16 protein-coding genes are annotated in these 19,043 nt (G+C 62.0%); 8 read left to right on the forward strand and 8 right to left on the reverse strand.

The features are described 5' to 3' along the window. Positions 1–57: 57 nt before the first annotated feature. Positions 58–1,536 (forward strand): alanine/glycine:cation symporter family protein, encoded by a 1,479-nt coding sequence (locus LVE68_RS00615; RefSeq protein ID WP_232942178.1) that lies wholly within the window; start codon positions 58–60, stop codon positions 1,534–1,536. Positions 1,537–1,563: 27 nt separating this feature from the next. On the opposite strand, the gene LVE68_RS00620 is transcribed toward LVE68_RS00615, so the two are convergent. The 6 genes from LVE68_RS00620 to LVE68_RS00645 are packed head-to-tail and all read right to left on the reverse strand — an operon-like array spanning position 1,564 to position 9,393. After that, positions 1,564–2,727: an acyl-CoA dehydrogenase family protein gene (locus tag LVE68_RS00620; RefSeq protein WP_232942180.1), complete on the reverse strand. Its 1,164-nt coding sequence runs from the start codon at positions 2,725–2,727 to the stop codon at positions 1,564–1,566. Positions 2,728–2,770: 43 nt separating this feature from the next. Next, positions 2,771–4,822 carry an ATP-binding protein gene (locus LVE68_RS00625; RefSeq protein ID WP_305080390.1) on the reverse strand — a complete coding sequence of 684 codons (2,052 nt, stop codon included), beginning with the start codon at positions 4,820–4,822 and terminating at the stop codon, positions 2,771–2,773. Next, positions 4,819–5,646 carry an enoyl-CoA hydratase/isomerase family protein gene (locus tag LVE68_RS00630; RefSeq protein WP_232942182.1) on the reverse strand — a complete coding sequence of 276 codons (828 nt, stop codon included), beginning with the start codon at positions 5,644–5,646 and terminating at the stop codon, positions 4,819–4,821. Before LVE68_RS00630 ends, LVE68_RS00625 begins: the two co-directional genes overlap by 4 nt. Next, entirely contained in the window at positions 5,636–6,847 is a 1,212-nt protein-coding gene (locus tag LVE68_RS00635) for an acyl-CoA dehydrogenase family protein (RefSeq protein ID WP_232942184.1), read from the reverse strand. The genes LVE68_RS00630 and LVE68_RS00635 overlap by 11 nt, the downstream gene beginning before the upstream one ends. 45 nt (positions 6,848–6,892) lie before the next feature. After that, complete coding sequence (locus LVE68_RS00640) at positions 6,893–8,500, reverse strand: acyl-CoA carboxylase subunit beta (RefSeq protein ID WP_232942186.1); 1,608 nt, start codon at positions 8,498–8,500, stop codon at positions 6,893–6,895. Continuing rightward, positions 8,500–9,393 (reverse strand): SDR family oxidoreductase, encoded by an 894-nt coding sequence (locus LVE68_RS00645; protein ID WP_232942188.1) that lies wholly within the window; start codon positions 9,391–9,393, stop codon positions 8,500–8,502. Before LVE68_RS00645 ends, LVE68_RS00640 begins: the two co-directional genes overlap by 1 nt. 180 nt (positions 9,394–9,573) lie before the next feature. Between LVE68_RS00645 and LVE68_RS00650 the strand changes: the two genes are divergently transcribed. Together LVE68_RS00650 and LVE68_RS00655 are read left to right on the forward strand one after the other, a co-directional pair. Further along, positions 9,574–10,230 carry a TetR/AcrR family transcriptional regulator gene (locus tag LVE68_RS00650; RefSeq protein WP_232942189.1) on the forward strand — a complete coding sequence of 219 codons (657 nt, stop codon included), beginning with the start codon at positions 9,574–9,576 and terminating at the stop codon, positions 10,228–10,230. Positions 10,231–10,496: 266 nt separating this feature from the next. Then, positions 10,497–12,959 carry a hypothetical protein gene (locus tag LVE68_RS00655; protein ID WP_232942191.1) on the forward strand — a complete coding sequence of 821 codons (2,463 nt, stop codon included), beginning with the start codon at positions 10,497–10,499 and terminating at the stop codon, positions 12,957–12,959. A gap of 38 nt (positions 12,960–12,997) precedes the next feature. On the opposite strand, the gene yciH is transcribed toward LVE68_RS00655, so the two are convergent. Beyond that, the gene (gene yciH, locus LVE68_RS00660) at positions 12,998–13,321 is read right to left on the reverse strand and encodes a stress response translation initiation inhibitor YciH (protein ID WP_255774483.1); all 324 of its coding nucleotides are present in this window, start codon (positions 13,319–13,321) and stop codon (positions 12,998–13,000) included. 221 nt (positions 13,322–13,542) lie between these two features. Here yciH and LVE68_RS00665 point away from each other — a divergent pair, with 221 nt between their 5' ends. Continuing rightward, positions 13,543–14,499: an ion transporter gene (locus tag LVE68_RS00665; protein ID WP_334078925.1), complete on the forward strand. Its 957-nt coding sequence runs from the start codon at positions 13,543–13,545 to the stop codon at positions 14,497–14,499. 35 nt (positions 14,500–14,534) lie between these two features. Here the strand turns inward: LVE68_RS00665 and LVE68_RS00670 are convergent, their stop codons facing one another. After that, complete coding sequence (locus LVE68_RS00670; protein ID WP_232942193.1) at positions 14,535–14,999, reverse strand: PaaI family thioesterase; 465 nt, start codon at positions 14,997–14,999, stop codon at positions 14,535–14,537. Between the two features lie 108 nt (positions 15,000–15,107). On the opposite strand from LVE68_RS00670, the gene LVE68_RS00675 reads away from it, so the two are divergent. The 4 genes from LVE68_RS00675 to LVE68_RS00690 all read left to right on the forward strand — a co-directional run bounded on the left by LVE68_RS00675 (position 15,108) and on the right by LVE68_RS00690 (position 18,811). Next, a complete protein-coding gene (locus tag LVE68_RS00675) occupies positions 15,108–16,253 on the forward strand; it encodes a serine hydrolase domain-containing protein (RefSeq protein WP_232942195.1) in 1,146 nt (381 codons plus the stop codon). A 19-nt stretch (positions 16,254–16,272) separates the two neighbouring features. Further along, complete coding sequence (locus LVE68_RS00680; protein WP_232942197.1) at positions 16,273–16,509, forward strand: SlyX family protein; 237 nt, start codon at positions 16,273–16,275, stop codon at positions 16,507–16,509. A gap of 789 nt (positions 16,510–17,298) precedes the next feature. After that, positions 17,299–17,949, forward strand: coding sequence for an OmpA family protein (locus LVE68_RS00685; protein WP_232942199.1), 651 nt, complete (start codon positions 17,299–17,301; stop codon positions 17,947–17,949). 493 nt (positions 17,950–18,442) lie between these two features. Next, the gene (locus LVE68_RS00690) at positions 18,443–18,811 is read left to right on the forward strand and encodes a hypothetical protein (RefSeq protein WP_232942201.1); all 369 of its coding nucleotides are present in this window, start codon (positions 18,443–18,445) and stop codon (positions 18,809–18,811) included. The last annotated feature ends 232 nt before the right edge of the window (positions 18,812–19,043 follow it).

Consider the following 19,043-nt stretch of genomic DNA (forward strand, 5'->3'; position numbering starts at 1 on the left):
ACCAGTTGCGGGCCGGTGTCGTGCCCGCAAACCGGGGCCAACCAGCGGAGTGGCCGAATGCAATCCTTCCTTGATGCACTCTCGACAGTAATCGGCTGGGGCAACTCCCTTGCCTGGGGGGGGATCGGTGGTTTCTGGTGGCTGGGAGTCCTGATTGCGGCGTTGTTGCCCGCAGGCCTTTACTTCACCATACGCAGCCGGTTCATCCAGTTCCGCGCTTTCGGTCATATGCTCTACGTCATGCGCTGTAGCCTGCGCCGCGAGCACTATGACTCGGTTTCCTCATTTGAGGCCTTTGCCACCAGTGCCGCCGCCAGGGTCGGGACCGGTAATATTGCCGGTGTGGCGGTGGCGATTACGGCCGGTGGCCCGGGGGCTGTCCTGTGGATGTGGCTTGTGGCCCTGGTGGGCATGGCCACCAGTTTTGTGGAAAACACCCTGGCGCAGACCTATAAGGAGCGCGGGGAGGAGCACGGTACTTTCCGTGGCGGCCCCGCCTATTACATCGAGAAAGGCCTGGGTCGCCAGTGGAAATGGCTGGCGGTGGTGTTCTCGATTTTCCTGGTGATCAGTTTCGGCTTCTTCTTTAACGCCGTGCAGGCCAATGCAATGGCTTCTGCTATCAGCGCCGCGTTCGAGATAAACCCGCTGCTGGTGGGAGTGATTGTTGCCCTGGTGGCGGCAATGATCGTTTTCGGGGGGATTCATACCATCGGCCGCTTTGCCGGGCTGGTGGTACCGGTGATGGCGCTGGCCTACCTGGCCATTGCGATCCTGGTGATCTTTATGAACCTGGGTGAGCTGCCATCCGTGCTGGGCCTGGTAGTCAGCAATGCCTTCGGCGTGCAGGAAGCCGGGGCGGGTGCTTTCGGGGCGGTTGTTGCCAATGGCATCAAGCGTGGTCTTTTCTCCAATGAGGCCGGTATGGGCTCATCACCCAACGTGGGTGCCGCGGCGGACGTAAAGCACCCGGCGGTCCAGGGCTATGTGCAGATGGCGTCAGTATTCCTGGATACCATCCTGATCTGTACGGCGACAGCGGCGATCATCCTGCTGGCTGATGTGCATATGGTGGGTGACATCGAGGGCGTGACCCTGACCCAGGATGCGCTGGCCAGCGAAGTGGGCAGCTGGGGCAGCGGCTTTATTGCCATCGCGCTGATCTTCTTTGCCTTTACCTCCATCATTGCCAATTATTACTACGCGGAAACCAATATTTTCTACCTCTGGCACACCCGCACATCGATCCTCTGTTACCGGGCACTCTATATCCTGTTTATCCTCTTTGGTGCCTGGGTGGCGGCCAGTGGCAGCTCCGACAATTTCGCGCTGCTGTGGAATATGGCCGATATGTCCATGGGCTTTATGGCGACGGCGAACCTGCTGGCGATGCTGTTACTGTCCGGGGTGGCATTCCGGGTAATGGCTGACTACGAGGAACAGCGCGCGCGGGGCATTGACCAGCCGATGTTCGATGCACGCAAGCACAATATCCCGGGGGTGGAGCACGATGTCTGGGACGCTGATCGCTGGTAACTGTCCCTCTCTTCTCTGTGGTTGCCGTCAGATTCCCATCTGCCGCGACGCCAGGTCCCGCAGGATTTCCTCGGAACCGCCGCCGATCGCGTTGACCCGGACTTCGCGGTAAATGCGTTCCGTGCGGCTGCCACGCATATAGCCCGCGCCTCCCATAACCTGCATGGCTTCGCGGGCACAGAGTTCCATGGTTTCGGTGGCCTGCACCTTCAGCAGTGATACATCGGCAACCCCGAGTTCACCACGCTGCTCGGCAGCGGCACAGAGTTCCAGGTAGGCGGCGGTGGCGTTGATGCGCTGCAGCATCTGCGCAAACTTGTGGCGGATTACCTGGTGGTCGGCGAGCCGCTTGCCGAATGTCTTGCGCTCCCTTGCCCAGTCGATCGCTTCCTGCAGGCAGACGCGACTGTACTCTACGCAGGACGCGGCGATGCCGAGTCGTTCGCTGTTAAAATTGTGCACGATCGGCAGGAAACCGGCATTCTCCTCCCCGACCAGGTTGGCCCTCGGGACGCGAACCCCGTCGAAGAAAATACTGGCAGTGTCGGAGCACCACCAGCCCTGTTTCTGCTCCAGCGCCTGGCGCTCCACGCCGGCTGCATCGGCCGGGATCAGCAGCAGGGAAATTCCCCCGAAGCCTTCGCCGCCAGTGCGCACCGCGGCGGTGAACCAGTTGGCCCGCATACCACCGGTGATAAAGGTCTTTTCGCCGCGGACGATAAAGTCATCGCCATCCCGCTCGGCGCGGCACTGCAGGTTGGCAACATCTGAGCCGGCACCGGGCTCGGTGACCGCGAGGGCAATATGCCTTTCGCCGCGCAGTACCGGGGGAATCACCGCCTCCCTGAGGGCGGGACTGCCGTAATGGACGACTGGTGGCAGGGCGATGCCGTGCACCATCAGGCTGGCGTAAAGCCCGCCCGCGCCACACCGGGCGAGTTCTTCGGCGGCGACAATGGTGTGGAATATATCCCCGGGAATGCCGCCGTAGGCTTCGGGATAACCGAGAGGTAACAGGCCGACATCCGCCGCTTTGGGCCACAGCTCCTGTGGCAATTGGCCTTCCTCATCCCACTGGCTGACAAATGGTGCAATCTCTCGATCGACGAAACGGCGCAGTTGCTCGCGCCATTGATGATGCTCGTCGGTGCGGAAGGGGCTGTACAGGCGGCTGGAATCAATGTCGAACACAGGCTGTCCCTCTGGTAACCGTTGATGCACTTTGGTGGCCGGGTCAGGATGCGGCGGTGGACTGCTCGGCGGAGGAGAGCATTGCTTCCGGTTCTATCCGTACCAGCAATTGCCCACCGCGTACCTGCTCCCCGGGCCGTGCGGCAAGTTCAGCGATGACACCGTCGCAGTCGGCCCTGAGCGCATGCTCCATTTTCATCGCCTCAACCACTGCGACGGAATCGCCCTTGCGGACCGGCTGGCCCTGTTCCACACAGAGCTCAACCACGGTGCCATCCATGGGAGCCTTGAGGGTGCCGCTCGCCGGCCCTTCCATTGTACGTGCCGGGGCATGGGTACAGTCCCGCCATGCCAGCTGCCTGCCCCCGACCAGGGTAACCAGCTCGGAGGCGCGGTGATGAAAGACGACAGTTTCCTCCACTCCATCGACTGCCAGCAGCACCTGCTTTTCAGCAGAGCGCATCAGTGCCATCTCGAGGGTCAAGCCTTCGCAGTGGACACGATAATGCCGCGCGCGAAGTGGGAGCAGCTGGCACTCGAAACTGTTATTTTCCTGTTGCAGGCGGTAAACCAGTGGTGTGCTGTGATCGCCGCTGCGCCAGTCAGCCCGATGGCGGCGCAGGTCTGCAGGATCGAGCAGGCCGTGATGCATCAGCACTACTGCGATGGCGGCGTGCCGGGGAGTCGCCTGGGCACTCTCCGGGGCCTCAACAAGGTATCTTCCCTCATTGCCCAGGAATGCAGTTGTGGCCTGGCCGGCGGCAAATAGCGGGTCGGCCACCAGCCGGTTGAGGAAATAGCCATTATGTTTCGGGCCGATCAGTTCGAGCCGCGCCAGGGCGTCGAGCATGCGCAGCCGGGCCTGTTCCCGGTCCCGGCCGGCGGTAATCAGTTTGCCCAGCATGGGGTCATAATACGGGCTGACAAGGCCACCGTTGATGACCGCGTGATCGCAACGGATACCATCACCGGCAGGTGTCCGCCAGTGGAGTACCTCGCCGGTCTGGGGCAGGAAATCGCGATCCGGGTCTTCCGCATAGAGTCGTACCTCGATGGCATGGCCACAAAGCTGGATCTCGTCCTGGGTCACTGGCAGCGGCTCACCACGGGCGACGGACAGTTGCCAGGCTACCAGGTCGAGGCCGGTGACCATCTCGGTCACCGGGTGCTCAACCTGCAGGCGGGTATTCATTTCCAGAAAGTAAAAGTTCCCGCTTTCGTCCAGCAGGAATTCCACTGTGCCGGCACCGCGATAATCGCAGGCGCCCGCTGCCGCGATAGCCGCGCTACCCATGCGCTGGCGCAGGCCAGTATCTACTGCGGGGGAGGGGCTCTCCTCAACAATTTTCTGGTGCCGCCGCTGGACCGAGCAATCCCGCTCGCCCAGGTGGACAATATTGCCATGGTTGTCGGCGAAGACCTGGACCTCTACGTGACGGGCATTGACCAGTGCTTTTTCCAGGATAACTTCGTCGCTGCCAAAGGCACTGCGGGCCTCGCTGCGGGCTGAGCGCAGGTGGGCCTGCAATTCCTCGGCGGATTCCACCAGCCGCATGCCGCGGCCACCACCGCCATCGGCGGCCTTGATCATCAGCGGGTAGCCGATCTCTTCAGCAGCGCGGACCAGGTCGTTGTCGTCAGCGACCGCGTCACCGGCGGCAAAGCCAGGTATGCAGGGAACCCCGGCATCAGCCACGAGCGCCTTCGCGCGGCGCTTGTTGGCCATGGCCTCGATGGCCTGCGCCGGCGGGCCGACAAAAAGAAGCCCGCTTTCCGCACATGCGCGGGCGAAATCGGCATTTTCCGAGAGAAAACCGTAGCCCGGGTGCACGGCGTTAGCGCCAGCCCGTTGCGCGGCATCGAGTATCTTGCCGATATCCAGGTAGGATTCCTGTGGACTGCACCCGCCAATGGCGACGGCGGTATCGGCCATGCGCGCGTGCAGGGCGTCCCTGTCCGGCTCACTGTAGATGGCCACCGTACGGTACCCCTCACTGCGAGCAGTGCGGATAATGCGCACGGCGATTTCGCCCCGGTTGGCCACCAGAAGTGTGGGGCGGGCGGACGCTGGTGACTTCTCTGGTATCTGCATCATTGCTGCTGCCACTCCGGGGGGCGCTTCTCAATAAAGGCCCGGGTTCCCTCTCGGCCCTCGTGGCCCTGGACCGCATCGGAAAACTGTCGTGCAGCGTGGTCCAGCAGTTGGTCGAGGTCGCCAGCGAGCGGTACGGGGCTGCTGTCGAGGAGCAGCCGCTTGGTGGCGGCGAGCGCATCTGGTGCGCAGCGACCCACCGCCGCGAGCTGCTGTGCTACTGCGGTATCGAGTTCCCTTGCGTCTTTCACCGATGCGTGCACCAGGCCGATGCGCAGGGCCTCTCCGGCACCGATACTGGCGCCGGCGAGCGCCAGCCTGCGGGTCTGCGATGACCCGATACGCGCAACGATAAATGGGGCCACCTGTGCCGGCAGCAGGCCCAGGCGGGTTTCCGGCAGGGAGAAGCGGGCGGTCTCGCTGGCAATGGCGATGTCGGCGACGCAGGCCAGGCCCAGGCCGCCACCCATAATGGCCCCCTCGAGCGCAGCGATGGTTACCAGCGGTGAGCATTCGAAGCGTTGCAGCAGTTCGCCGAAACGGCGATTCATGGTTGCGAATGCATCGCTATCGCCGGCCTCGACCCGCTGCTGTGCGGCGAGCAGGTCAGTGACATCTGCGCCGGCGGAGAAATTCTCCCCGGAACCGCGCAATACCAGTGCGCGGATTGCCGGGTCCTGTTCGGCCTGCTCCAGTTGCGCCAGTAGCCCACCCACCATCTGCAGGCTGAGGGCATTGCGCTGGTCCGGGCGGTTCAGGGTCAGGAAAACTGCATGCCCCTCGTGGCGGGCCAGCAGTTCACCGCTTACTGTTGTGTCAGTGTGCACGCTGGGTTGCCTCCGCTTTGCCGGCATTTGAGCCCGTCGCTTCGGGTTTTCTCGCCCGGGGCAGAATCCCCATCAGTTTGCAGATGATGCCCAGCATTACCTCGTCTGCCCCCCCGCCGATGGCAGTGAGCCGCGAGTCCCGGTAGGCGCGGTTGATGGGCGTCTCTTCCATGTAGCCCATGCCCCCCCAGAACTGCAGGCACTGGTCGGGAATGGAGCGGGCCAGGCGCCCGGATTTCAGTTTGGCCATGGATGCGAGCGTGGTGACGTCCTCGCCCGCCACGTAAGCTTCTGTGGCGCGCCAGGTGAGCGCCCGCAGGCATTCCACCTCGGTCTGCATCTCTGCAAGGTTGAAATGCACCGTCTGGTTATCCAGCAGGGGGCCGCCAAAAACGTCGCGTTCACGGGTGTAGTTGATGGTGGACGAGACACAGTTTTCCAGGCCGCGAATAGTCAGCAGGGCACCGGCCAGGCGTTCCTCCTGGAACTGCAGCATCTGCAGCAGGAAGCCGTCGCCCTCGTTGCCGATACGATTACCCTGTGGGACCCGGACATTGTCGAAAAATACCGGTGCGGTTTCCGAGGAGCGCATGCCCATTTTTTTCAACCGGTCCCCGACCCGGACGCCGGGCGCGTCGGCGGGAATAACCAGCAGGGACTTGTTCCGGTGGGGCTTGCCCTCGCCGGTGTTCACCAGGGTGCAGAAAAAGTCGGCCCGGGGGGCATTGGTGATCCACATCTTGCTGCCATTAACAAGGTAGTCATCACCGTCCGGAATGGCCGTGGTTTTGACACCGGCCACATCGGAGCCGGCACCCGGTTCGGACACGGCGATGGCGCCGATCATTTGTCCGCTAATCGCCGGGAGGAGAAACTCTTCCCTGAGTGCGTCGCTGGCGAAATTGGCCAGCGCCGGTGTCGCCATGGCGGTCTGTACCGCAATTGCCAGCGGCACACCGCCACAGTGGGCCGCGCCAAGCTCCTCGAGGAAGACCGCCTCGTAGCTGAAATCGAGGCCCAGGCCGCCGTACTCGGTGGGCTTGCTGATGCCCAGCAAACCCAGTTCCCCCAGTTTTCCGAACAGCTCCCGGGTGGGGAATTCGCCCGCTTCCTCCCATTCGGTAACATGGGGATTGATTTCGCGCTCGACAAAATTGCGCACGGTGCGCTGAAGCTCGCGATGCTCGTCAGTCAGTATCATGGCGTTGTCCCTGATTCCTTGAACCTGGTTACCAGTCCGGCGCGGCTAGAACCTCGCCACACCGAAAGTATTTTTCCGCTGCGGCGCCAGTTCTGCTTCCCGGCATATTTCCAGCAGCATACCCAGCAGCCTGCGGGTATCGCGCGGATCGATGATACCGTCGTCCCACAGCCGCGCACTGCAGGAGAGGGCGTCCGAGCCGGCCTCCATGAAGGCGGCGGTGTCCTGCTCCAGTTTGTCCAGTGATGCCTCGTCGACAGCGCCGGCACGCTGCATTTTCTGCTCGGTCACTATCCGCAGCACCTTGCCCGCCTGCGCTGCACCCATCACCGCGGTGCGCGAGTTTGGCCAGGCAAAAATGAAGCGCGGGTCGAACCCGCGGCCGCACATGGCGTAATTGCCGGCGCCGTAAGAGCCACCGATCACGATGCTGATCTTGGGCACACTGGCATTGGCCACCGCCTGGATCATCTTGGAGCCGTGCTTGATGATGCCGTTGCGCTCGACTTCCGTGCCGACCATAAAGCCGGTGGTATTGTGCAGGAAGAGCAGGGGAGTGTTGCCCTGCTCGCACAGCTGGATGAACTGCGCCGCCTTGTTCGCCCCGGGGGGAGTGATAGGGCCATTGTTGCCAATTATCCCGATCACGCGGCCCTCGATCCGGGCATGGCAGCACACCGTCTGCCGGTCAAACTCCGGCTTGAAATCGAGGATGGCGGAGTCGTCGACCAGGCGCGCCAGCACTTCGCGCACATCATAGGGGCGCCTGCTGTCGGCAGGAATCAGCCCCAGTAGCTCTTCCTCGGGGTGACGGGGAGGGCGCCAGTCTTCCGTAGCCGTTGCTGGTGTTCCAGCGGGCAGGGCGGCGATTATCTCGCGGGCCATGCGGATACCATCGGCATCGTCTTCGGCCAGGTAGTCGCCGCTGCCGGATTGCCGGCAGTGCATTTCGGCACCGCCCAGGGTTTCCTCGTCGGCGATTTCACCGGTGGCGGCTTTCAGGAGTGGGGGGCCTGCCAGGTACATTCCGGTCTGTCCCCGGACCATTACCACATAGTCGGACAGGCCCGGTTGGTAGGCCCCACCGGCTGTGGCCCCCCCATGCACCACGGTGACCTGGGGGATGCCGGCAGCGGACATGCGGGCCTGGTTGGCAAACCCGCGACCGCCGGGCGCAAACGTCTCGTTGGCGAACATCAGGTTGGCGCCGCCACTCTGGGCCAGGGTAACCACAGGCAAGTGGTTTTCCCGTGCGATCTGCTGCATGCGCAGTGCCTTGTCCATTCCCGCCGGCGAGATGGTGCCCCCCTTTACTGCATAATTGTCGACGCGCACCATGCAGCGTCGGCCGCTGATCCTGCCGATGCCGCAGATGGCGCCGCCACCGGCACCGCTGCCGTCGTTATCGTCGTAGAGCCGGTAGCCCGCCAGGGAACAGAGTTCAATAAATGGGGCGCCGGGATCCAGCAGGCGGTTGAGCCTCTCCCGGGGCAGGAGCCAGCCGCGCTGGCGATAGCGATCGCCTTTGTCCGCCGCCACTGCCACCGGGCGTTGTTCGGCCTCGCGGAAGCGCGCGATGGCCTGGAGCATGGCTTCGCGGTTTTCGGCGAACTCCGCCGACCCTGTTTCCACCTGTGACTCGATTGGCTGCATCAGAGTTTGCCCTCCGCCTCGAGTTCGGTGACCACAGCCGGTTTTACGCTGCGATGGAATCCCTCGAAGCGCTTGCGGTTCCTGGCCGGGGCCGGTTGCCACAACGGGGAGTGGTGCTTGAGACTGGAGCCACCATCGATGCGCAGGGTCTGTCCGGTAATGTAGCCGGCGGCTTCGGATAGCAGGAAGCATACCGCCGCGCTGATCTCGGCCTCCTCACCCAGCCGGTAAAGGGGAATGCTGTCGCGAAACCCAGGAAGCAGTTGGCGCAGGAAATCCGGGTCATAGGTATCGAAACCGCTGGAGAGAACGTAACCGGGGGCGACCGCGTTCACGCGCACGCCGCTGGCTGCCCATTCCACCGCGGCGGTTTCCGTCAGGTTGTCCATACCGGCGCGGGCAGCACCGGAGTGCCCCATGAGGGGCATGCCGCCCGCATTGTCGGCGGTGATATTGACAATGGCGCCACCGTCGCGCTTCATCGACTGGGTGTAAACCTCCCGCGCCATCAGGAAGCCACCCAGCAGGTTGCTGCGAACCACTGCCTCGAACCCCCGGGCTGAAATCTGCTCGAGCTGCGAGGGAAACTGGCCGCCGGCATTGTTGACCAGGCCATGGATACGGTGGTGGTCCCTGAGGATGGTGCCCACGGTCGCGCGCACACCGTCCTCGTCGCGGATATCGAGGCAGTGGTAGCTGCTGTCGCCGCCATCCTCCCTTATCTCACCGCTTACGCGTTGTAACTTCTCTTCAGTGCGGCCGACCAGCACCACGTGGGCACCGAGGCTGGCCAGTTCATGAGCTATGCAGCGACCGATACCACTGCCGCCGCCGGTGACAATATGGACCTGGTCGGCAAAGCTGCCCGGTCGCAATTGGCTCTGGTAGGGCATGGAGCTCTCCTGTCTACCGTGTGACCCTGGGGTTGTTATTGTTTGTGCGGTTACCCGGGACCCGGCAGTTGCGCGAATTTTGCTGGCAGCATCTTGCACGGGACGGGCACATTGAGCATGATGGTCAACGCTACCAAGCAAGCGCTTGGTTATCAATAGTTTTGATTCGGGGGTGAGTCTGTGTCGGGCAGTAATGCGGTGGCGAAGAGTGGTGCGAAGTCGGGGGCTGGATCCGCGGAACTGGTGCAGGCGCTGGTGGCGGGCGGGGAGCTGACTGACCCGGATTCGCCGCGGGGGCGACTGCTCAACGCGGCGGCTCGGCTGTTTGTGGAAAAAGGTTTTGCGCGCACCACAGTGCGGGATATTGCCGCTGAAGTGGGGATACTGTCCGGCAGTATTTTCCACCATTTCCGCAGCAAGGAGGCCATTCTCTGCCAGGTGATGCGGGAAGTAACGACCTTCGCGCGGGCGCGCATGGAGCAGGCGGTTACCCGGGAGCGCTCACCTCGGGGCAGGCTGAGGGCCTGCATACTCTGCGAGCTGGAAGCCATCCACGGTAGGGCCGTGCCCGGCTTTACCATCCTGGTATCGGAATGGCGGAGCCTGAGCCCGGAGAGCCAGAAGCAGGTCCTGCGCCTGCGGGAGGGCTATGAGCAGCTGTGGCGGGAGGTGCTGGCAGATGCCGGCCGGATGGATGATCCGGCGCTGGCCCGGCGACTGCTGCAGGGCGCACTGTCCCACAGTTACAACTGGTACCGGCCGAAAAGGCAGGGCTTGTCGCTGGATGAGCTGGCCGGGCAGGTCCTCTCCCTGTTCGCCCGCCAGGGCGCTGCCTGAGCAGTATGCATGCTTGCTGCTGAGACGCGGTTATCACTCGGTGTGTGTGCGACCACGCTTTTTTCCCGGAATGACCCTTATGGGCCAGGGGCTGTGAGAACCAGTGCCCACCCTGGCCAATAATAATAAATTAGTCTTCGTGCACACTGCCCGACACCCCGGGAAAATAACAGGAACAAGTGTCACCGGAGCGCGCGATGTCTGCCGAGCTATTTCAAGTTGTATCTGCCGGGAAAACCCTGCGTGGTAAGCCCCCGGGAGAAGTCTTGCAGGCGGCCGCAAAGGCCTTTTCCATCCCCGAGGCAAAGGCGCGCAAGCTGCTGTTGAAGGGGTGGGTGATCAGGGACCGCCTCTCTTCCCAGCAAGTACTTGAATACCGTTCACGCCTGCAGCGTATCGGGCTTCGGGTCGAGGTTTTCCCGGCGGGCCAATACGACAACCGGGCACTCATAGCCCGGCTGGAGCACGCGCGAAAGAGACGCCGCCCGGAAGAGCCGGTGGCGAAGTCATCGCCGGGGGATGCTGCAGTCGCCCCTCCACCGGCTCATGCCACCCCGGCAGGGCGTAGTGAGAAGCAGCCGGTGAAGGGGACGCAGGGAGCGCGCGGTTCCAGGGCGCAGCGGCAACTTGAATCGTTGTTCGATGGCAGCGATGCCACTATTGCTGATCCCCTTTCATCCCGGAGTGCTCTATTGGCTGGTTTGCCCGGAGCCGTACTCGTTCCAGCGGCGTTCTCTCTATTGCTGGCGATTTGCATTTACAGTGCCGGCAGCGCCCTGTGGGAGTTCGGCCTGGCGCTGGTGGCCGGTGAGGCGGGCCCGGGATCGGTCGCCGGCCTGCTCCTGTCACTTCTTTTGAGTGGGTTGGTGGCCGCGCTACTGGCATGGCCATTTTTTGGTGCGCCGCGGCTTGCGCGGGACCTGTTGCCAGAGGCGCGTCCGCTCAAGCGCAGTGACGCCCGCGGACTCTACCTGTTACTGGATGTGCTGGCTGAAAAGACAGGCCTGCCCCGCACACCTGCGGTGACAGTTACCGCGGGCAGTGATATTCGGGTAGAGGCAACGAAGCTGTCGGAGGCCTTCAGGCAGAACCTGCCGCTCCAGGTGGGTCTGGGCACGGCCTATTGCCTGACCGGTAATGAGCTGCTGGCGCTAGTGGCGCGACAGCGTGGAATTTACCGTGGTCGCCTGCGGGCGACAGTCGCATGGTTGGCCCTGGAAACACCGCGGCGCCTGCAGTGGATGCAATGGGCGATGGAAAATGACCGCAGCGTTATCGCGCCGGCCGGTAATACGGGCGCGGCAATGCGACCATTGCACCACTTGCTGACCCTGTGCGGTCGCGGTGTGATCCCGATCCTGGACCGGCTCGAGGCATTCCACCAGGTAGTGGCGGGCCCTGCCGCGCGCATGCTGGAGCGGGAGGGTGACCGCTGTGCCGCCTGCCTGATCGGCAGTGACGCGATGGCGCCATTTGCGGAAAAGTGGCATCACATGGTGCATGCGGACCTGGTGGTGGCCGAGGTCAACCGCGAGGCCTCCATCGCGGGCCAGCGCCTGGAGAACTACCCGCGCGCTATTCAGTGGACCATGCGAAACCTGGACCGGGAGACCCTTTCCAACCTGGAGCTGGCGATGGGCCAGCGATCTGATTGCTGGGATACCGCCGCACCGGCGGATAACGACCGGATAGCGGCGGCCGAGGAGCTGGGCCTGCCTGCGGCGATCCGCACAGAGTTCTCCGTGCAGCGCCTGATCGACGACCTGCCTGGCCTGGCAGTGGATGTCAGTGCCGATATTGCCGCTCCGGACACGCGGCCAGTCGACAACCAGCAGCTGCTCACTTCCAGTGAGGACGCCGAGCAGGCCCTCCGGGTTATCGGTGAATATTTCAATCGTATCCCGCCTCGCCGCTTCCTGCTCCTGGAGCCGCCGACTGAGGAGAGCCTGGCGGCCATGGGGCTGCAGGAGTGTATCGACTGGCTGCGCACCAGGTTGGTGGAATTGCGCGAGCTTACAGGTCGCCTCGATGAGCTGGCCGTGCGCACACCCGCGGCGGAACTGGGTATCGAGTTATTGCGGCATTCCGTAAAAATACAGCCTTCTGACTTCTATCTCGAGGGTTCGGGCGCAGCTGCGGCAGAGGCGACCCTGAGGGAGTTCCGGCAGCAGCGCGATGGCGCGCAGGTGCAGTACCTGCAGATCCAGGGAGTATTCGCATTGCGCCTGAAGCGCGCGATTGGGTCCATGAAAAGCGATGACCGCAGCTGGGCGGATTCTGCCCGGCGCGAACTTGAGGCATTCGGCGGCCTGGCACCTCACCTGGACCGGCTCGATGAACTGGCGCGGATTCTGGGCCTCGGGATTGACCGGCTGTCACTGGACTCGGGCCAGCGCGAGACCCTGCAGAAATTCCATGGCCTGGCCCGGCGCGGCCTGCAGATCGTCCAGCACCGGGTGGAAAACAGCGAGACGCTCACCAGCCTTGGCCTGGGCGCAGCGCTGGAGCAGCGGCTGGCGGGTGCGGGACGTGTCGGTATGGAGGAGTTGCCCGGGGAGCGCCAGGCGCTGGTTGACGCCCTGCAGGAAATGGAGCTCCGTTGCAAAACCGTCAGTGCCACGGTCAACGAGCATTACCACCGGCACATCGCGCGGCTGCTCAGGCAGTGTCTCGAGTTGGAAAAAGCCCTGCAGGTGAAGCCGTTGCGGCTGGTGGGGGAGCTGAGCTAGGCAGGGCTACCCTTTGCCGGCGCAGTTGCGCGCCGGTTTCAGCCTCCGGCGAGCTTGACCTTGAAATCGCGCGCCTCCAGCAGCGCCTTGATTTCTGCGCGCTTGTCGCCCTGGATCTCGATGACCCCGTCTTTGAGGGCGCCGCCGCAACCACAGCGCTTCTTCAGCTCGGCCAGCAGTAACTTGAGCTCACTGTCGGTGCCCGGTACGCCGCGCACGCAGGTCACCCCCTTTCCCTTGCGCCCCTTGGTCTCCCGCTGGATGCGTACTACTCCGTCGCCCTCATGGCGCCGTTGCTGTTCCGGTTGTTCTTTGATCCGCCCTACATCGGTGGAATATACCCGGCGGGTATCTTTAGCCATAATCGCTGCCTTCCGCTCGTTCTCCAACTGCGGGAAGCCCGGTACCGGCCCGGGGCCGCTGAATTGGCGGTCCCGGCCAGTTGTACTTCATGCCGAGGCTCCCCGGCGGCAAGATTACAGGCAAAGGTCCGCCGGTGCCATCTGAAGACATTGTCTGGTCCCCCTGCACTCTGGCAGGGGGACGGCTGTGGCGCTATAGTCATGGCTATTGTGGAGGGGATATGGCATTAACCGGAAAGAGAAAGTGGCTCAACGAAGTCATCTTCGGCACTGACACGCCACTGGGGAAAGGGTTCGACGTCTTCCTGATCTGGGCCATCCTGATCAGCGTGTTGCTGGTGCTGCTGGTATCGGTGGAGAGTATCGCCGGCCGCTATGGCGAGTTGTTCTTTATCCTCGAGTGGGTTTTTACCGCGCTGTTCACGGTCGAGTACCTGGCGCGGATTTACTGTGCGGTCGACCGGCGCAGTTATATTTTCAGTTTCTACGGGGTTGTCGACCTGCTGGCGATCCTGCCCAGTTATCTCGCACTACTCTTTACCGGGGCAAGTTACCTGCTGGTTATCCGCCTGCTGCGTGTACTGAGGATTTTCCGGATTCTCAAGCTGGTGCGCTACCTGCGCGATGCCAACCTGCTGCTGCGCTCCCTGTGGCAGGCGCGACGCAGGATCCTGGTGTTTTATGCCGGTGTGCTGGTGGTATGCATTATTTTCGGCTCGCTGATGTTTGTGGTTGAGGGACCTGCACACGGGTTTACCAGCATTCCCAAGAGTATTTACTGGACCATTGTCACCCTGACCACAGTAGGTTTTGGCGATATCACACCGCAGTCGCCACTGGGCCAGGGGATTGCATCACTGACCATGCTGATCGGTTACTCCATTATCGCGGTGCCCACTGGCATTGTGACCGCGGAGCTGGCCTCTGAGCTGGGGCGGGAACGCCTGTCGATTCGCTGCGACAATTGTAGCCGGGCAGGTCACGACCGCGATGCGGAATACTGCAAGCATTGCGGTTACAAGCTGGAGGACGTGGAGCGCGAAGCGGAGAAGAAGCAAGAGCGGAAAGCGGAAAAGAAAGCTGAAAGAAAGGCTCACAGGAAGGTGCGGTCCTATGCCGAGGAGGAGAGCCGGCGGCAGACCGGCAAACCCGAATCTGGTGGGGACGACAGCGGGTAGGCTGGGCCTGTCCGCTACCGCCATCACCTGGTGCGTTACCAGTTGTCGGGCACCCTGACCGCTACCACGTCAGCAGTGGCACAGACCCGGCCATCGCTGGACAGGGTGCAGGCCAGGACCGTCTTGCGCTCTGACCGTTTGGTAATCTTTGCATCGAGTACCACCGGCTTGTCGATTGCGGCCGGGGCCTTGTACTGCACATCCAGTTTACCGGTCGCATACCAGATTTTATCCCCTGTCCCCACCTCACGGCCGGCCTGGCGGTATCCGTCGGCAATCGCAGTACAGATGGTGTGGCAGTCGATTACCGTGGCAATGATGCCGCCATTGAGGTAGTGGGTGGGCCCGGCACAGTGGTGGGTTGCCGGTATGAACTCGCAGTGACTGCTGTCGGGCCCGGTCCAGTAGCTTTTGATCTGCAGGCCCGCGCTGTTCTCGGGGCCGCAACCGAAGCAGTGGTTATGCGGGATCTGGTCCTGGATTGCGGTTTCTGCTGGCATGGGTCCCCCTGGAAGCCGTCATTACAATAGCTGGCAATGCTAACCATTTGCGCGGGGAAGGGGAAGAAACTACCCTTGCGCCTCGTTTTTGTTGCTGGACAGGTATCGATGGAGATTTACGGACACTGCGCCCCCGGGTTCGAAGCACTGTACGACTGCTTTGCCGACAACTTTCGCCACCATGGTGATACGGGAGCGGCCTTTGCGGTCCGCCAGGACGGCGAGACAATTGTGTCCCTATGGGCCGGGTTCGCCGACCGGGCCGGAGAGGTGCCCTATACAGAGGATACACTGGCCAATGTATTCTCCTGCTCCAAGGGCGTGCTTGCACTGCTGACCCTGCAGCAGGTGGCGGCGGGCCGCATTGAGCTGGATCGCCCGGTTGCAGACTATTGGCCGGAGTTCGCGGCCGCGGGCAAGCAGGCGGTGACGCCGCGCCAGCTGCTGTGCCACCGTTCCGGTGTGGTGGCTTTCCGGGAGCGGATGGAGGACGCGGTCATCTATGACTGGGAGCGTTCCTGTGCGGCGGTGGCTTCGACCGAACCCTGGTGGTCGCCCGGTAGTCGCCAGGGTTATTCCCCGTTCCTGTATGGCTGGGCCCTGGGCGGTTTGCTGGAGCGTGCCTGCGGTGAGTCCCTGCGGACGCTGTACCGCCAGTCCCTGGCCGAGCCGCTGGAGTTGCACGGTGGCTTTGGCGGTGTGAACCATCTTTCCGACCGGCTGGCGGACGTCGTTCCGTTGAAGCAGCCCCTGCCGGAGCTGCGGGAGAACGCAGTGGGCCGGGCAATGAAATCGGATCGTGAAGGGCCGGTTGCCAGGGCCTTCACAAACCCTATGAGCCTGATGATGAGCAGCAACAGCGAGCAGTGGCGCGGGGCGCTGATTCCGGCTGCAAACGGGCACTTCAGTGCGCTCGACCTGGCAACCATTTACGGTGACCTGGCGGGAGAGGAGCCGGCGATGCTGCCCCGGGAAGTGCTCTCAGAGGCGGTGCGACAGCAGAGCTGCGAGCGGGATACGGTGTTGCAGGCGGAGATCAGCTTCGGTTGCGGTTACATTCGGAGTGGCTCTGCGGCTGACCTGCGGTTTGGCAGTGAGCGCGGTTTCGGCCACCCGGGAGCTGGTGGCAGCGTTGGCTTTGCCGATCCCGAAACCGGCATCGGGGTCGGTTACGTGACCTCGCGACTGGGGCAAAGCCTGTTTATGGACCGGCGCGCTGTGGCGCTGGTTGACCTTCTGTATACCTTTCTGTGAAACAACACCGGGTGGCCCGATGAGTGAAGAACTGGCAGACCTGCGCAGCCGTGTCGAGGAGCTCGAGACTCGCCTGGCTTTCCAGGAGGATACCCTGGTGCAGCTGAATGATGTGATTGCCGAACAGGATGCAAATATCAGGACCCTGGTGGCACGGCTGCGGGAAATGGGAGAGCGTTACCGGGACCTTAGCGATGAGTTGCACGGTGGTGGGCGCGGTGGCGCGGATGCCAACGAGAAGCCCCCGCATTACTAATGGCTCGTTCATGCCCGCCCGGAACTGAAGGCGGGGACCTGTAGACCTGGCTGCCAGTGGATCCGGGATTTTGGGTGTAGCTTGCTGGTCAAAATATGATCGATCTTCATCTGGGCTGGTTGCCGTGCAGCGGGCTCGGAAAACAGCCTGGAACTATTGCCGCCAGGGACATAGTTACCGCTTCTTCATGCTTGTATAACACGATCGTCTTGGTTCAGCGCCATGTTCGACTGGTGAAGTCCTCGATGACGATTATTTTGCAAAAAAATTCCGGGTTTGCCCTCGTCAAGTGTTGACAAAACTTTTTCCACATGGCGAAGGGGCCATTGTGAATGCTTGGTCAACTTTCCCTAGTTGGTACGATAACTTTTGATGTAGTCGTAACATATTGTTTTTTAAGGATAAAATCCGAAGATTAAAAAGTGCGCAAAACGCTGGGAGCAAGTGAAGTCGCCGCTTGGCGTAGTCTTTTACCCATTCATTAACAGAGTTATCCACAGAAGTTGTGGAAGATATGCCGGCGATACCCGGGTTGTGGCGGTGCAGCATTTGCTGCCCGGTCATGTGGATTTCAACGTGCATGCAGAAAATACCGACTTCTGTTGTCCATAAATGCGCATTGCTTTATGGACCTCGGCGCAAATTCCGCCTAGTCTTCGCAACCTGAGGAAGGGGGGCGGTTCAGCTGCGAGTCAGCTGTTCCGCGGCAACATTTCCACTAATGCGGCGGGCGCCTCTGCCACGCCGCGACGTAATTCCCGTTCACTAAAAGCGTTAGGAGAACCTTACATGAAAAAATGGGTCGCAATTCTCGCACTGGGCTCACTGGTTGGCTGTACCACGCTGGATCCGTACACCGGCGAGAGCAAAACCAGCAACGCCGCGAAAGGTGCCGGTGCCGGTGCCGTGGCGGGGGCTATCATCGGCGCCGCGACTGCCAGCAAGGATGACCGCAAGAAAGGTGCGATCACTGGTGCCCTGGGTGGTGCCGCAATCGGTGGTGGCGTGGGCTACTACATGGATCGCCAGGAAATGGCACTGCGTGAGCGCCTGGAAGGCACCGGTGTGCGTGTCCAGCGTGAAGGTGACAATATTCGCCTGATTATGCCGGGCAATATCACTTTCGCCACTGATCGTGCTGATATCCGCCGTGACTTCTATGACACCCTGGATTCCGTAGTACTCGTTCTCAAGGAGTTCGACAAGACTGCCATCCGTGTCAGCGGGCACACTGACAGCACCGGTTCTGACGTCTACAACCAGACCCTGAGTGAGCGTCGCGCCAACTCTGTCGCCAGTTTCTTTACCAATGGCGGAATTGCCAGCGGTCGTGTCCAGGCTGTGGGTTACGGTGAGCGTTACCCCATTGCCGCAAATGACACCGCGTCCGGTAAGCAGGCGAACCGCCGCGTCGAGCTCGAGTTGCTGCCGATCAAATAATGTGAGACAAAAGAGGGCACTTCGGTGCCCTTTTTTGTGCACGGCACATACTGGATGTCGTCACTTTCCCTGCCTCGGGGGAATGTCCGGCACCATTTCTGCCATCGGTGAAAGTACAAAGGAGTAAAGTACACAGGAGTATTGGAAACTTCCTGTCGTAATGTTGGCGGCAAGCGCCGGGTAGCTGAGACCGACAGAGGCCTGACAGCCCCGAACAGGGTAGTGAGATAAAAGGGATACCAGACACAAGGGAGTGAGAACGGTGAAGAACTTCTTGCTGGGCCAGGATATTACTTGCGATAAAACCCTGCAGGGCCTTACCTGCCGAATACCCCGATCCTTTTGCCGGTCAATATGTTCAGCTGCACTGCTCGCCATGCTGCCGCTCGCCGGTCCCTCGAGTGCAGCCAGCAACCCCGGCGAGGCGTCTGGAGTTTCCTCCGGGCCAGATCAGGAATCCACCCTAACCGATAGTGGCTCTGCGGTAACAACTGTGGGGAGTGTCGGCAATGCCATCGCCACACGCTATCAGGAGGCGGCATTTGTCGCAGAGGTGAAAATTGCCGGGATTCACCGCGACGTGGACCAGGCCCTGTCGGAGCCCGGCATGGTGGCGATCAAGGGCTACGTTTACTCGGCCGTATCAGAGCAGGTCTGGAAAGGCGAGTCCAACCGGCTGGTGGCTTTCCGGCGCGGGCTGGATGCGTGTGAGAAAAAACTCCAGAAAGGTGCACGCTACCTGATTTTTGCCAGTCCCGATATTTACGGCAGGTTGCAGTTGCACAGCTGCGAGGCTGCTGTGCCGGAGTCCGAGGCGGCGCCCCTGTTGGCACGCATGAAGGAGTCCGGGCTGCAGGGGTAGGGGCGCTCTGGTTGGGCTCCAGGCTTGTCTGGGGTACTGCCTGCCACCACACTGCGAACAGCGAGTGATATCCGCTGCCGGCGTTCCCTGGTTTGTCGCGGATGTCGCTTGATGCCCCGGGTGTCTCGCCGTTAATCCCCGTCAGGGTCGCCTGATCGACATCTTTTTAAAACTATTCGTTATTACCACAGCGCCGGCTACAGCAAGACTGCCTGAGGTATAGGAACAATGT

The sequence above is a fragment of the Microbulbifer sp. YPW16 genome (assembly GCF_021290385.1).
In the GTDB taxonomy this organism is placed as follows: Bacteria; Pseudomonadota; Gammaproteobacteria; order Pseudomonadales; family Cellvibrionaceae; genus Microbulbifer; species Microbulbifer zhoushanensis.